Here is a 16,549-nt window from a genome sequence, read left to right on the forward strand (position 1 = left end):
TTGGAGGATAATTTCATATTTTCTTTTCAAAATATCTATTGGAGCTAGATTAAATGGCATAGGTTAATTTGGCTCAGATTCTACAACATCTCCATTTGTATACACATCATAGAATCCAACCGTACCACTACCTCCACCATCAATTAATTCTTGACTTTGCGCTCTCAATTTATAAAAACCTTGCTCATCTGATTCCTCATGATATCCACTTACTCTACTAAACACAAGATCGTCATTATTTAGAGCTTCTTCTGCAAAATGAATGGCTCTTTCTACCGAGAAAATCTTTTCTCCATATTCGTCAAGCAATACTGTCCAAGTATTAACACCAACAACCCCATCTTGTGCTAATCCCTTGGCCTCTTGCAGCTGTCGAACTTGGTGGTCAGTTTGAGGACCAAAAATGCCATCAACGTTTGTATCAAATCCAAAATGGTTTAACATCACTTGTAAAAATTCCACTTCAAAAGACTTTTGCGGCCCTTTTTGGAGTATTGGCTGCTCTTTAGGTGCCCATTCGAATAACGCACTATAATTTGGTGTTATTAAGGGTTCTGAAAGTTGAACCTGTTTATTTTTTGCTTCCGTTTCCGAGGCTGCATCAACAGGTTGAATAGCAATTGATGCAGCTGCAAGCACAATTGCTGGTACTAAAGCTAACCATTTCTTTTTCATACAAATCTCCTCCTTTAATGGTTAGTGACATATACCCCTTTTGTACTTGTGAAACCATTTTTGTGAAAATTCACATCTTTTTTTATAATTGACTAATGCACTAGCTAATAATCATTACGCTCTTTGTTAATTAAAGATAAAATCAAAAAATTAACTGTCTAACTATTTGATTCATTTAACTCTTTCTCTTGTGAATGAGCCAGAAAAAAACCCTTAACTTCTAGATACCAATCTAGAGATTAAGGGTCTTTGGTTATCCAAACAACTAATTATTAATTTTATTTAACTTATCAATAAAATCGGTCTATATGCTTTTACGCCTTAGATATACTTTAAATCCTATCCCTACTAATAGCATGATAAACCCTACTAATAACCAATTAAATACATTAGTGGCCGTATTCGGTAACTTACCTCCGTCTCCTGGCTTACCGTCTACATCTCCTGGTTTATCATCTCCGTCTCCTGGCTTACCGTCTCCGTCTCCTGGCTTACCGTCTACATCTCCTGGTTTATCATCTCCGTCTCCTGGCTTACCGTCTCCGTCTCCTGGCTTACCGTCTACATCTCCTGGTTTATCATCTCCGTCTCCTGGCTTACCGTCTCCATCTCCGGGTTCACCGTCTCCATCTCCGGGTTCACCGTCTCCATCTCCGGGTTCACCGTCTCCATCTCCGGGTTCACCGTCTCCATCTCCGGGTTCACCGTCTCCATCTCCGGGTTCACCGTCTCCATCTCCGGGTTCACCGTCTCCATCTCCGGGTTCACCGTCTCCATCTCCGGGTTCACCGTCTCCATCTCCGGGTTCACCGTCTCCGTCTCCGGGTTCACCTAAACCTTTAATTACATCCATACCTTCTAAATGGAATGTTCCACCTTTCACGATGATTTTAGCTGTGTGCTCTTCATTCTCAAGTCCACGAATATAATACGAAGTTTCTCTTTGACCTTTAGGGTTTACTCTATAATTCCCATCCACTAGTTCATCATCGATATATACATCAATCATAGCAGCAGGTGTCGAACCGAATAAATTAAACCCTTCCCCTTCAAAATGAAAAATCATACTGCTATCGCCACTACCAGGATTTACATTTACTTCAGTTGAATTACTTATTTCTGCCTTGTGAAAACTAATTGAACCATCTTGAGCAACCACTTCAATAGTATGCTCTTTGTCTTCAAGGTCAGCTATAGACCAGACAACCTGATTCACTTCACTATTATTTAAATAATTTGCCTCACCAACGAATTCACCATTTAAATAAATATTGGCAGAGCCATGTGAAGGGCCTGTTATCCCAAATAGCTTAATTTCGGTCCCTTCAAATTTAATGTTAAAGGAAGAAGCTTCTTCTCCCCATGCATGTAAATGGTTTGAATTCCAATCGCCTGAATAAACGACTTGATGTAAAGTATCTGCTTCTCCTTCACTGTAAATGCGAACTTCACGGAAATCCATAAAGTCTTCTTTTCTTTCGTTATCGCCTAATGAAACCTTTAATATGTGATCTCCTTCTTCTAGATCCCTTATTGAAAACCTGATACCAGTATTAGTATCGACCGTATGATTACCGACATCTTCACCATTTAACTCAAAGTGATACGCCGTTTGATCTCCTGTTCCAGACAGATAATCAATTCCAGTACCTGTAAAGTTTATGAGAATATAAGGGTCATCATTAAAATTCGCCCAAGCATTCGAATCCTGCGAACCCCACTGGTTATTTTTTCTAAATGCATAAACGGTATTCTTCTCATCGCCAATTAATGATTCATCATCTTGTACTTTTACAATATCATTTGGCCTGATTTGTTGAGTCCTTAGCCCTTCTGATACATCATCAAACCAGACTGATACTAAGCTTGAAACAGGATAATCTGTGCTAGTAGACATTTGTGAACGGTTATAATGTCCATAACCAACTCGTGCATAGTTCCAATCGCCCACATAACCAATTGGATTCATCGTATCCGTATTCTTTAAAGCGTCCTCTTCAGATTCGTATAATTTTCCTTGTGAACTAGAATATTTCTCCGATTTATAAGAATAGCCTTCAATTGGATCTACTCTTAAGTTATCGAATAGCGTTTCATAATAACCAGAGCCAATTACAGCTCGACCAGACATGACTGTAGCATCAACATCTGTATAAGAAGCGATCTTTTCTTCGTTTAGGTAAAGCGTAAAGACATTTTCTCTCGCTTCAAACGCCAAATGATTCCAAACTGTATGATCAAAATCATCAATCATTCCGTGTTCAACGACTGTTCCCAAGCGAAGAATTTCATAGGTACCATCTAAATAGACGCGTGCATTATAAGGTGCATGTGAATCATTTCCACCTGCTTTTACATGTCTGACCCCGATTAAAGCATAGTTACTTCTTCCAGACACTTCTGGTGTATGAGAGTCTAACAAGAAATCATAAGAGACTTTATAATTCACCCAACGATAGTCACCAAAATTCGTATGTGGGTTACTATTATTCGCACTACCATCCGTTCCACCCCAAACGGCCCAATCTGCTCCGATAATATCAGGTGTTATTTTTTGTTGAAGTAGATTTCCTCGAGTTTCGGCTTCTGGAATTTCTCGTTCAATACGTTCTGCACTTCCTTGATTTAAAGGTTTTGTTGCTTCTCTTACAACTTCGAAAGCTCCTCGCTGGTCTGTCGTATAACGAGGGGTACCTCCACGACGTTCAATATAATCACGACCATTTTCATCTACACCATAATTTCCATATTCAAAATCATCCGTATAAGGTAATGGCAAAATAGTGTCTTCTGTTAGATCAACTGGGTTTGATTCATACTCGAAACCTTCAATTTCAGATGCTCGATCTAATGTAGAAATCGTTACGATCGAATAAGGCTTCACTTCAATTTGATACTGACCATCTACCGGTGTAATGACATTGACATTTTGAAACCAATTGGCATCATAAGCTTGGCCCTCATCTGGACCACGTGTTTCCCAAACATAAACTTCCGCATTCTCTTTTCCATTTAAATTTTCCGTCTGAATTGTATAATGACGTACATCTCTTGTATTATTTGCAAAGATGGTCGTATAATCATCCGTTATGGAGTCTTTTAACGTCATATAATTATGCGTACTCGTATCGACATCCACTCCACCGTCCATGAAATTCCCATCGCTATATGTTGCACCTTTAATATATTGCCAACGTTCATTTTCAGTTGTGCTCACGTCATTATAACCGACAAAATTCATGACATGACGTACACCTAATATCCCACCATCGACTTCATAATGACCATTCCATGGAGTAAATGCACTAATTAAATGTTTTGGACTATAAGAAGACCCTTGATAAAAAGCACCTACAGAAGGTTGAAAGTCAAAAGAAACAGCATTTAATGGATTTTCCCCTGCTCCTTCCCATGTATACATAGAAATAATGCGGGACGTTACATCAACAATACCATATTGACCTCCAAGCCCTTGATAATGAGGCTCCATATTAATTCGATAACGAGCATTAATCATTGGAGAAACGCCTTCAGATGACCAAACTTCTTTTGGCTGTTTTCCTTCAGCAATTAATTTATTTTGCAGTTCAGTCAAGGCATTTGAACCTGTTAAACCATAATGAGTTGCTATCACATCAATTTCATCAATTAAATCTGGATGATCTAAAAGTGTTTGAGCAATGGTTTGTGTATCGCGATATCCATCTCCCCCAACAAGCTTAATATCTTGATAATCTGCTTCATAATTAGGCTCTTCTTTTATTGTTGTCGTAAAATACTTTAGCCACTCCAACTCATTTCGACCATTATTCTGAGCTCTCTCATTTTGAGAAATACCCACATAGTCCAACTGAAAGCCATATTCTTCATAAACAGCATCCATTGTCTGTTTATACCACTGGTAACGTGCCTCATATTCTTGGTTTGCCGCACCTTCCCAAGTCCAACGAGGTTCGCCCCAACGCAAAATTTCAGTTGTAATATTTGGATTAATAGATTTTGCATCAGCAGCGAATTGAAAACCAGCTCCTCTAATAACATTCGCCGGCTCATCAGAATATCGCATTGTAGCAGGTTCGGTTCCTGAAGATGAGTCTACATCAGCACCTAACTCTACTTTAACGTGCGTAAGCCCTGCACCTGTTTTTGGATTAAATAACTTATTCATAATTTCCCAATAAGCTGAAGGGTGCTCCTCCTTATAGTCCATCATTAAACGTGATGTGTTATTAGCCGTAACGGTTCCAAATCCTTTAAAACGATTGTATTCATCTATATCATTTCCATCAATCACTATTGTACTAAGATCATCATCTCTTGAGTCATATTTCAATACAGTGAACGTAAACTCCCTTGTAACTGATTTTGAACCATCTGAGATTGTTAAAGTTACAACTACATCTTGGTTCTCCTCAGAATACGAAGGTCGATTTACGGCTCCTTCATTAGAAATAATTTCTGGATGACTTGAGTCCCAGGTTAAATTCATTCCATAAGGCCCAAGGTGTGGAAATGCTAAATCTGTTCTAATTTCTTCTTTGCTATCATTTCTATTTAGAAAATCTTTGTAATCAATTTGATTCGCAGCATATTCAAGCAAATCCCCCTCAAAAGGCATTACCATAGCGGCATTAAAGACCCAATGATTTCCTTGAACACCTGAAAAACCAATATCGAATGATTCTCCTTCTTCACCACCATCTAAAGCAAAAGTCAAAACTTTAAATTCTGCTTCAGCCGTTCCCCTCGTTTCCGCAACCTTCTCTCCATTAACAGCAACAGCTGTATTGCTTTGGCTATACTGGCGATCTCCAGATAACACGTAAACGAGATGCTCTCCAGCTGGAATATCAAGCACTAATGTGGCTGGATTGAAATTAGCGATAAAATCTCTTCGTAAAGCATCTACTCCCCCGCGATCACGACTGTCTGGAGCAGTACCCTTCCAACCAAATCCATTTTCCTCAACATACAAATCAACAGGTGATAACCTAGTATAATTTTCAAACACTTCACTAGATTCGGTTCCTGCATCTAAGGCATAAACTAAATCTTCTGCTTTTGGGACAGATACAAAATCCACTCTTTTTTCTTCAAGGACATTATCCTCAATGGAAATAGAAACCGTTAAACTTCCTAAGTGAGGCCCTCCTTCATTTGGTGGGCTAACAGGAATAGCAACATCTTGCATTTCTTGACTATCTAACTGTAATGTCACAGGTTCAGTACTCCAACTACTTGGAACACTTGCTCTTACTGTTACTTCTGTAGTTGAATTGGATTTATTTTGAACCGTTGTATTTAGAAAATACTCATTTCCATACAAGACTACATCTGTATCTAATTCGACTTCTCCAAGTACCACTAGTTCAACGGCTTCAATTTTTAAATTGATTACCCTATTATTTAATTCAGGAAAAGTTCCTTCCACAGTCACTGTTCCTAGTTCTAAAAATGAATCAGCATGATACGACCACGTCACAGGTGTATCAAATGTATTGCCTTTAGTTGTTGTGACATTCACAACGCTTGGTAAATCTGGTGTTTGTCCAACTAATACTTGTTCTGGGATTTCTGTATTAATCGTAATCTTTTGATATAACCACTCATTTGTTGGGTCCCAGCTATCTTCATTTTCAATTCTAATCGTATTGTCGCTTCCTACTTGAATCGGTAACCATACATAACGTGAATCACTACCGGCTGAACCATTTCCTGTTACACTCCACCGATCACCCATATATATAAATTGCCCTTTTTCATCATCTACTGAAATGATACTAGTTGGTTGAGAATCATTTCCCTTTGTGCCTTGTTCAGCAAATGGATCTCCAACCTTCTCCCATTGCTCCCCTGTTGGCAAAATCATTGATTCAGAGCGATAATAAATGACATCAGTAGAATTCCAACCATCAGCTCCTGAAGTCAGCATATAATAATATCCATCAAAGTAAAAAATCGCTGGAGCCTCTCTATGCTTGTCTGGTAACACTCTATAATTATAGTGCTCCCCTGGTACCGCATCGCCACCTTCAACAGCTGGACCAGTATATTCTGAATTTAATAAAGAAACGTACATCTCTTGATTCATTTCACTAGAATACACTACATATGCATTGTAGACACCGCTATCATTTAAACCACTTGCATCATCAACAAAGACTGTCATATCACGAGATTCACCATATCGATGAGCTGGTGTCACTCCTTCTGTCCAATTCATTCGTTCAGCATTCACTAATTTAAAAGGTCCTAACGGTGAATCAGATTCAGCAAACCCAATTTGTGCTTTTCCGTAACGACTCCCGGTATCAATATCGTCAGGATCTGCCCCTCTTTTAACCCAATTTACTAGATCTTCATTTATATTTTGAGGACCATCGGCGTGATAAACCATCACATACTTTTTCGTTTGTTCATTGTAAATAACTTTTGGACGTTCAACAATGTTGTAACGACCATACAAGTTTTCAAAAGCGACCTTTAAATGCTCTTCATCATAAGCTTCAGCTATCCTATTATCTTCGTCCTTCCACTCGGTTACATAGGCTTCCAAGAAGTTTTTAGCCATTTTTATTTGAGAATCTGCTACATCTTCAGTTGATTCAGTTAAATTCCCCCACTCTTTTAATTCTTCTAAACTATCAACATCGTATTCTAATTCCGTTTCACTTGAGTTTAATTTCGTTGGTAATTTATCATGCGTATGCAAGACAATTCCCATATCTGTCCAATTAATAAAATCTTCAGATAAATATAATCTTACTCCATCTACTGGACGGGTAGCATTTGTTTTATCCTCACCATACCACACCCAAACATCCTCAGACATGGTCCCATTTCCAGTAAAATCAATACCTAGCTCAGCTTCATTCATTCTTTGAACAGAACCAGCATGAGCTGTAATAGCCTTCCCATCTGTATCAGTCCACAGAACTCCAGATTGAATGCCTTTTGTGTCTTGAGCCACACTTGGATTCCCTTCATTTGCATATGTTAACAGGCTTGGAATGCTAGAAAAAAACATCGAAAAGACCAGCAATATAGATAGTCCAATTTTAACTCCCTTATTCCTCAAACAATAAACCATTACCATTTTCCCCCTCATAAAAATCTGCCAAGATATGAATGACTTTTCCAATACCTCCTTTCATTTTGTTTTGTTAAAGTGTGATGTTAATTACCTTGTTATTGTATTAGTCGATGGTACTTCGAGCGCTTTGAACATTTTCAAACACGTACATTCACTCGGTAAGTTACATACAACGTTTTTAAAGTCAGCTCTCTAAATAACTTTTAATATAACTAATATAAAATCAACATCCCATTTTAACGTAACCAATGATTAAAAGCTTATATGTTAGCTGAATGAGCTTGTCCCATATCAGTTCTAACCTCTTCACACCTATCAACAATCGTTTTTTTTGTTTGATAATTCTGATAATTAAAAGGCGAATCATTTCCTATTTTGCATCACAATCATCCAAAACAACTTGGCAACGCTTACATATTACCATCATATCTATTTTTTTTTATGCCACTATATTGACTACATATATTGTTTTTTTTGCACAGTTAAATAAATGAGCGAATTATTAACTTTTCAAATTGCAGAATACATGAGATTGATTTGAAGGTAACAGTATTTAAGTAACTAACAAATATTTTCCTGTATCTAGGAAATAACAAAAGAATTGATAAAAAATATGCGGCACAACTAACGTAATAAATTAGTTGTGCCGCATATTTTTTATTTAGCATTATCTTTAGAACAAACCACCATACCCTTTTAATCTCGCTAATCCTTCGACAAAATAGTAATCACCATAAATAAGTGGCACATCTATATTACTTCTCTCAGGATAATGACTTGTTCCATGAAGGATCAAACCATCTTCATTTTCATTTTCCCAATCACCATAATTAATATAAAGGGATTGAAGTATCTTAATACCTGCATTACGGTAAACCTCACTTTCGTTAACTCCTACTTTTTCCCCTAAAAAAAGGAGTCCTGAGGCAGCAATAGCACCTGCAGAAGAATCTCGGTATTTGGGCACCTCTTCCGGAATACGCATATCCCAATGTGGGACCATATCCTCTGGTAAATGAGACAAGAAGAAATGAGCTACCTTCTTAGACCCTTGTAAGTACCGTTCCTCTCCAGTATAGTGATAGCTTAACGCCAAACCATAAATGGCCCATGCCGTTCCACGGGACCAAGCCGAGTACTCTGAATACCCTTGGCCACCTATATTCTCTAAATGTTCACCCGTTTCTGAATCAAACTTAACAATATGATGAACAGCTCCATCTTTCCGAATAAAATAGTCCAACACCATATCTGCATGTTTTTTAGCTGCACTTCTAAACCGAGGATCTCCAGTCTCTTCGGATGCCCAATACAAAAGCGGCAAATTCATCAGGCAATCAATAATAGCCCATCCAGAATTTTCTTCTCCTTCATTCCAAGGATTCCAAGCGCGGATGAAGTTTCCATTTGTATTAAACCGTCCTAACAAAATAGTCGCCACTAACAAAGCTCGACGTTTTGAATCTTCACTTCCTGTAAGTTTGTAATTTGTAAGACTTGTTAACGTCCACATAAATCCCATATCATGATCAAGGTTATAAAAATCCTTAATAACCTTATCCAGCTTTTCTTCACATTCTTCTGCAATTCTCTTCAATTTCAGATCATCTAAATCACGATGCAACAACCAAAGAAGTCCAGGCCAAAATCCAGCTGTCCACCAGTTAGGCGACTCTAGCTTATATTCCCCCTTAACACTTGCATGAGGAAAGTTTGCACCGATTTTATCACTTGTACGCCCTACTTTTTCGGTCACCTGCTTCCATGCTTTTTCAACCCATGCCAATTCCATTTCGTTCATTCTCATCACTTCCCATGCATAATTTTCTAGTAATCTTTTTATAGATAACTTCCTATAACGTGAATAACATCCCCTTGATACATAACTTCGAAATTATTATCATTTGAACGACTAAATAACTTCGGGGATTCATTCCATATTTCCGTGACGTCTTCATTACCAACATACCCGAAAATAGCAGCACCGTACCAAGTGACCCCTTTATTAATCAACCCCTTTAATGAAGGAATAAATGTAGGGCTTGAGTACAATACATTCGTATTCGGATTCTGTTTTGACCACTTTTGTTTGACGCTCTCCATATAATGGAACAATGCCACTCACACCCCACGGTAATGAGACGTATCCTTTCTCCATTTCTTGAGTCTTTAGCTTACCTCTCCCAGTGGAAATAGTATCTTTTTCCCACGGTATAGAAAAACCACCTTCTATCGCATCCAATTCTCGCTCTGATTCCAAGCGATGAACTCGAACATGCCAATACTCATCAATAGGAACAAGCCACGTCTCAATAGCTACATCATCCCAGGGCTTCCATAATGAATATAATGATTCATTCTCCCACTTCACCACTTCACAAGATTTGCGAACACGATAATAACCATCCCGTTCACTTAATGCCAGCATGGAATCAAAGCCTCCCTGTTCCTCACTGTCATTCCCTCGTTGTACACAAAATCCAAACTGATTCGAATAAGCAAACTTCGTATATTTTGCATCATTTTGACCATGAATTGATTTTAAAAATTGGCCTGAAGTTAAAGAAAGCACATGATTTTGTTTCTCATTATGAATAAAAATCATCTTAGGATTCTTTTGAATCTTCCGTTTTTCAAGCCTCGGAAAAGCTTGCTCCTCTGCTTGCCAAAATGGGTGTTCTTCTTCTAATGCCAATAATAAGAACGTCTTTAACGCCCAATACGGAGAACCAGGTGAATTATAGTTTTCAGCCATTACCAAGTTCGGATAAGTATATCCAATCGTTAATAAGCCATCCTTTGAAAAAATAGACTGGTTCATCCACCAACGCATGTGACGTAAAACCATTCCTTTTACAATACCCCAGTCCATAACTTCTAAATTAGCAAAAGCAACGGCACTCCAAAAGGCCCCCTGGGCAAACCGATATGTTAAGCTTCTTCCAAATGGTAGGGCTGAACCATCTGAAGCGAACCAGTATAGATAATCATTTGCAAAGATTGACGCACGCTCTATAAATCGCTGTGCTCTTTCTGGATCCTTATTCTTCATTAATTTCGCATAAATAAGACTATAAAAATGGAATGCGAAAGGAATGTAATAATCTTGTTGAGCAGTATCACCATCACTATACCAACCATCATCCATATAATAGGACTCAATTTTATTAAGAGCCTCTTCTTGTTTTTCCATATCATAAGGAAGCCCTACATTTTCAAAGCCGATATTGACAAAGACTCGGAAAAACTGCCAGTTATTTGGGACACATTCTTTTTCATTAATTTGATTTAACCACCGATATAAATTGTTTTGCTCTTTCTCATTTAATGGCGTCCAAAATTTCTCCGGAACAAGAGCTAGGGCAAAACCAAAAACAGCCATTTCTACTAAACGTTGATCAAAATCTTCTACTTCTCCCCAATACTCCTCATGTTCAGGATTAGTACCATTTTTTATTCCTTGTAAGTATCCATTTAATAGCTTAGTTTCTTTCCCACCTGTGAGCAGTGGAACTATTCCCCATAAGGCTCTGGAAAAACCTTCGATACCAGCGATATCATGACCAAAGTGTGCATTCGTGTTTCCCAAGTGCAATCTGGCATTTCCCTCGCTAAAGTGGGGGCTCAGTGGTTCAGTAATCGTATGAAATAGATTTATGATATCGTTTCGATTTCGTAACCAATTTTCCTCATTAACATTACTCATGAGATCACCCTCTTTTACAATGAACTAATCATAGTTTCATTTTATAGACGGGAGTTCTTGATTTCATGAAGCTATTTTGACAAATGATAGAATAAATTTGACTAAATGTCCTTGTATGAAATTGTGCTTTTAAATTAGTTCGCTTTCCGGTACTCTAATGGAGATAATAGATTCGTTTTTTTGAATAACTTAATAAAATAACTTGTATTTTCATAACCAAGTTTATAAGAAATCTCTTCAACCGTACTATTTGTATTTTTTAAATAATCGACAGCTTTCTTCATTTTTAACTTTGTTACATACTCAATGAAGGTTTCATTTGTCTCTTTTTTAAAGATTCTACTAAAATGACTTGGATTCATGAATAGGTGCTGAGCCACACTCTCCATTGTTATCCGCTCATTAATGTGTGTTTCTACATATTTTTTCGCTTCCCATATTTCTTGTCGCTCTGATTTCCCCTCAGATTTAACATAATCAATAACCCCTCTTATATATTGACAGACATATTCTCTTAGTTGCTGAATATTATCAATTGAATTTATTTCATTATGGAATAAATCATTATATTGATTTTTATAGTTAACAAAATTATTATTTAATTGAATCATGACCAAGATATTATTTAACCAGCTTTTAATCATTTCTGGGTGATATTTATTCTCTTTTAATAACTCAATCCAATTGTTAACCGTTTGCTCAATAGTAGAATCTTCCTCTTCGTATACCAACTTTTTTAAATCATCTACTACTGTTGGGAATTGAGAGAAAATATTCTCTGTTGAGAATGAACTTTTCATATTTTCTAAAGCAAATACACTTTCGTCTTCTATATAAAACCACTCATGTTTAATCTGGATCATTTTTTGGATTGACTGTTGAAATTCATGGATTGTAGCCACAGGCTTACTATATATAAAAGCTACCTTAATTCCGCAATTTTTATTAAGAGTTTCTTGAAGTTCTGACAAAGAGTCTCTAATATATTCGTAAATATTTTCTTTTATACAGTTAGAGTCTTGGAAAAACCAAAGCATCTGAAAATTGTCATATATAAACCCTTCCATATTATTCTCTTGTGCCATCTCATCTATTTTATACATTATTAAATCCGCTGACTTAAAACGTTCTAGAGTGCTATTTATATTGCGCACATACCCAATAACAGGTATATAACTTTTTGTTTCTAAATCAATATTAAACGTTCTGCTTCTAGACACCCATTCTGCTTCAATGTTAATGGGACCATCAACTAATGCTCTTAGCCATTGTTTTTTTAACATTGTTCTATTTTGCTCAACTAGTGATTTCTTCACCTTAATTTTTGCAATGACCTTATCTATTGCTTCCATCAATGATTCAGCTTCAATTGTTTCTTTAATAATATAATCATTTACTAATAATTTCAGTGCCTTTTGTGCATATTGAAAGTCGTCATGACAAGAAATAATCAAGGATTGTATATCCGGATTTAATTTCTCAATTTCTTCTATAAGTTGCAACCCATTCATATGTGGCATATCAATATCTGTAAGAACAATCTCTGGCATGTTCTTTTTAGCTAATTCTAGGGCTTCGACTCCATTTTCACACAACCCGATAACTTCTAGCCCCTTTTCAGCCCAAGGAATACAGTCATGTATAAACTCCAACATTTGATAATTATCATCAACTAGTAATACTTTCATTTATTAAACCTCCTCCTTTTATCGGTAAACGAAAAGTAACCACAGTCCCTCTATTTGATTTGCTTTCAATCTTCATCGATAATTGATCACCATAAATTAATCTCATTCGTTCATAGATATTTTTTAATCCAATTCCAAACATCTTTTCATCGTCTCTAAGGTATTTTGAAACAATGTTTTGTTTATTTAAATTCAAATGATCTTGCAATAATTTTAGTCTACTTTCGTCTATGCCTAATCCATCATCCTGAACGATTACAATGACATAGTTTTCTTCTTCTCTCGTATTTATTTCGATATTCCCTAGTTGATTTAAAAACCCATGCTTACAAGAATTCTCAACAATTGGTTGAATAAAAAAACGTGGTACCATTACACCTAATGTCGACGAAGATAAATTCAAGTGAACTTCTATATTTTGCTTTCTCATGAAATTTATAAGGTTCAAATAATCTAACGTATAGTTCACCTCTTCATGTAACGTAATCCACTCTTCTCCTCTATACGTATTTCTTAAAAATTTACTAAAGGAAACAATTAAACTCGAAGTTTCTGTATCTCCATTTTTAATCATTCTAATTCGTATCGTATTAAGAATATTAAAGATAAAATGTGGCTTTATTTTTGCCTGGAGTATTTCAATCTCTTTTTTTCGTTTTATTGATTGTTCAACCTTTACTTGATAAATCATATCTTGAATTTTATCTAGCATTAAATCAAATGCGACTCCTAATCTTCCAATTTCATCCTTCCGATCGATATTCGATCGAACGTCGAGGTTCCCCTCCTCTATCTCCTTTGCAATTCCTGCTAATTTTCCAATAGGTTGGGTAAACTTACTCACAACAATAAATAAAGTAACGATTAATAATACAAAGGCAGCACCTAACAAATAAATATTTATCGTGTAGGCCTTTCCTAGCGCCGCGGTTGCTTCATTGTATAAAGTTAAACTTACTAGGCTCTTATTTGCAAAACCTATGTCTCTATGGCTCATTAAGTAATCATTGCCATCTTCATAAATAAATACAGAATTATTTTTATTTAATTCAGAAAAGCGTGTAAATTCATCACCTATAATATCCATTTTTTCATCGTATAGAACTCTTCCCGTTTCGTCTAAAAGGAAGATATTGCGATTTTCATTTTTTTCACTACTAGAAAGTAATTTGTCAATTTCATTTTTATTAATTCCTGCGAATATATAGGCTGTTGTTTGGTTATTATAGTTTATCAGCCTCCTCCCTAATAGAAACATTTGCTCATCTTGATTTATATCCTTACCTTCGAGCTCCAATTCTAACGAAGTAAAACTATGAACCTTAAATGTATGCATTTTTTCTAAAATTGCAAACCGTTCCCTTGCAACATCTAAATCGACCTTATCACGATAATTTTTATTTACGAAATATTGCTCACCTTGCGTCGGTATAATATATAGATTAATATTGCTATTTCTAGTGAGATGGTCTAATTTAGAATTCACTTCTAAAAACGAACTTGGTTTTATTGGTTCATGAAGGCTTTTATTTAATATACTTTTAATTTCATCATCAAAAAGAATATAATTCATAATTTGGATAATATCGCTTATTGTTTTGTTAATATAAAGATTCCCTATTTCTAATGAATAATTTTCATTTTCAATTGTTTGGCTTTTCATAATATTACTACTCGTATAAATAACACTCCCCATACTAAATAAAATAGGAAAGGAAATACATAGGATTATAATGATTAATAGTTTATGCTTAAATGAGAATTTATCGCTAATTTTAAGGTTTTTCTTTTTTATAAACCTCATACTAAACATCCCCTATACAAAGTAGAATTTTATAATCTTATCGTAACATGAAAGCGTAATCATATTAAGATTTATTATTACTTCGCTAAAAAATATACAACCATATCAAAAAGCACTCAAAAAAGGTCGTTTAAAATGATTTATTATTCACTAAATACAAAGGAAAGATTAGAAACTATATGTAGTTCCAACCTTTCCCATGTAAATCTATTAATTTCTAATTAGTATTATCATCAATTACTTTCTGTACTGCTTCATGTGCTCTTTCAATAGTTATATCAATATCTTGATCTTCTAATAAGAATTTTTCAACTTCATTAGTGTAGACAGTGACAACTTCACTAATAAAAGGTACTGGAATATAAAGATCCGCAGCTAGAGTAACTTCTAATGTGTGTACAAGAGAATCTAAGTTAACTTTTTCTGAATAAGTTGACTCAAGCAAATTATCTAATACGACATTCATGTCTGCTCCTAAATAATCTGGAAGGTATTTTCCTTGTAATACGATTCCTTCCGTTGTGTACCAGTGAATAAATTCAAACGCTTCTTCCTTATAGTCAGATCCTGAATAAATGGTCAAGAAGTCAGCCCCTGCAGGAGTTGTGATATCGTCACCTGCATTAGCTTTTGGGTATGGTGCAAAGGCTGTTGTAAAGGAAGCTTCTTCACCTGGCATACCTCCAGCTTCACTAATCATCCAACTTCCAGTCATAATCATCGCTGCTCTCTCTGAGAAATATTCCGAACGATAGTTTAAGTTCATTGAAATGGTATCTGAATAAGGTGTCGCTGATCCATCTTGATGGCCTCGCTCACGAATTTCCAATGATTGTCTCAATAATGGACTATCTATATTGGATGTCACACCGTCATCTTTTACAAAGCTACTATTTTCTGGTTGATTAAAAGTGGCTAATCGAATGTAGTCATCCCATGTATGGAAGAATGTTCCATATCTTTTGTTTTGTCCTTCCCCTGCTGTTAATGCTTCTGCATAATCCATATATTCATCCCAAGTCCACTCTGTTGGAATAGATAAGCCAACTTCATTTAAAACATCTTCATTTAGCATAACAAAACTCATATTATATTTTCCGGGTAATGCATAATAATTTCCATCAACAGATGTATCTACTCGGAAGTTATCCTCATAAACCATTCCTGCTTCTTCAATAAATCCATTTAAAGGTTCAAACATCCCATGATTAACTCGCTGTGAATAGTTAGCTGGACTATTTACCATGATTACATCTAACTGATCACCTGAAGCAGTTGCAAGGTCAATTTGTTGCATGGTTTCATTGGCATCATTATTCTCTGGAGTAATTGATTCTACTTTAATATGAGGAAATTTTTCTTCAAACTGAGCAATTACTTGATCCCAGTTATCAGCTTCTTCATTGTACCAATGGTGTAATCTAATTGTTACTGGCTCATCACTATTTGTATCATTGTCTGCCTCACTGCTCTCCCCTCCTTCAGTACCAGTAGAGCAAGCTATTAAGGCAAATGCAAACCCCATGAATAAAACTGACTGTAGTAATTTTTTCATTTTAAAATCTCCCCTTTACATAATTGTT

General features: G+C 36.0%; 7 protein-coding genes. All 7 read right to left on the bottom strand.

What is annotated here, in order from left to right; genetic code table 11:
• Positions 1-63: 63 nt before the first annotated feature.
• The 7 genes from AA0017_RS15335 to AA0017_RS15365 all read right to left on the bottom strand — a co-directional run bounded on the left by AA0017_RS15335 (position 64) and on the right by AA0017_RS15365 (position 16,521).
• Positions 64-675: a peptidoglycan-binding domain-containing protein gene (locus AA0017_RS15335; RefSeq protein ID WP_413375807.1), complete on the bottom strand. Its 612-nt coding sequence runs from the start codon at positions 673-675 to the stop codon at positions 64-66.
• 304 nt (positions 676-979) lie between these two features.
• A complete protein-coding gene (locus AA0017_RS15340) occupies positions 980-7,765 on the bottom strand; it encodes an immunoglobulin-like domain-containing protein (protein WP_413375809.1) in 6,786 nt (2,261 codons plus the stop codon).
• A gap of 676 nt (positions 7,766-8,441) precedes the next feature.
• A complete protein-coding gene (locus AA0017_RS15345; RefSeq protein ID WP_413375811.1) occupies positions 8,442-9,569 on the bottom strand; it encodes a glycoside hydrolase family 88 protein in 1,128 nt (375 codons plus the stop codon).
• A 204-nt stretch (positions 9,570-9,773) separates the two neighbouring features.
• Entirely contained in the window at positions 9,774-11,474 is a 1,701-nt protein-coding gene (locus AA0017_RS15350) for a DUF2264 domain-containing protein (protein ID WP_413375813.1), read from the bottom strand.
• A gap of 134 nt (positions 11,475-11,608) precedes the next feature.
• Positions 11,609-13,162: a response regulator transcription factor gene (locus AA0017_RS15355; RefSeq protein ID WP_413375815.1), complete on the bottom strand. Its 1,554-nt coding sequence runs from the start codon at positions 13,160-13,162 to the stop codon at positions 11,609-11,611.
• Positions 13,143-14,966, bottom strand: coding sequence for a cache domain-containing sensor histidine kinase (locus AA0017_RS15360; RefSeq protein WP_413375817.1), 1,824 nt, complete (start codon positions 14,964-14,966; stop codon positions 13,143-13,145). The genes AA0017_RS15355 and AA0017_RS15360 overlap by 20 nt, the downstream gene beginning before the upstream one ends.
• A 217-nt stretch (positions 14,967-15,183) precedes the next feature.
• The gene (locus tag AA0017_RS15365; protein ID WP_413375819.1) at positions 15,184-16,521 is read right to left on the bottom strand and encodes an ABC transporter substrate-binding protein; all 1,338 of its coding nucleotides are present in this window, start codon (positions 16,519-16,521) and stop codon (positions 15,184-15,186) included.
• Positions 16,522-16,549 lie beyond the last annotated feature (28 nt).

The sequence above is a fragment of the Alkalihalobacillus phoenicis genome (genome assembly GCF_047302405.1).
GTDB lineage: Bacteria > Bacillota > Bacilli > Bacillales > Bacillaceae_D > Alkalihalobacillus.

Bases quoted from the DNA above. Each gene is read 5' to 3' on its own strand.
- AA0017_RS15335 (WP_413375807.1), bottom strand. From the start codon at position 675: ATGAAAAAGAAATGGTTAGCTTTAGTACCAGCAATTGTGCTTGCAGCT.
- AA0017_RS15340 (WP_413375809.1), bottom strand. From the start codon at position 7,765: ATGGTTTATTGTTTGAGGAATAAGGGAGTTAAAATTGGACTATCTATA.
- AA0017_RS15345 (WP_413375811.1), bottom strand. From the start codon at position 9,569: ATGAACGAAATGGAATTGGCATGGGTTGAAAAAGCATGGAAGCAGGTG.
- AA0017_RS15350 (WP_413375813.1), bottom strand. From the start codon at position 11,474: ATGAGTAATGTTAATGAGGAAAATTGGTTACGAAATCGAAACGATATC.
- AA0017_RS15355 (WP_413375815.1), bottom strand. From the start codon at position 13,162: ATGAAAGTATTACTAGTTGATGATAATTATCAAATGTTGGAGTTTATA.
- AA0017_RS15360 (WP_413375817.1), bottom strand. From the start codon at position 14,966: ATGAGGTTTATAAAAAAGAAAAACCTTAAAATTAGCGATAAATTCTCA.
- AA0017_RS15365 (WP_413375819.1), bottom strand. From the start codon at position 16,521: ATGAAAAAATTACTACAGTCAGTTTTATTCATGGGGTTTGCATTTGCC.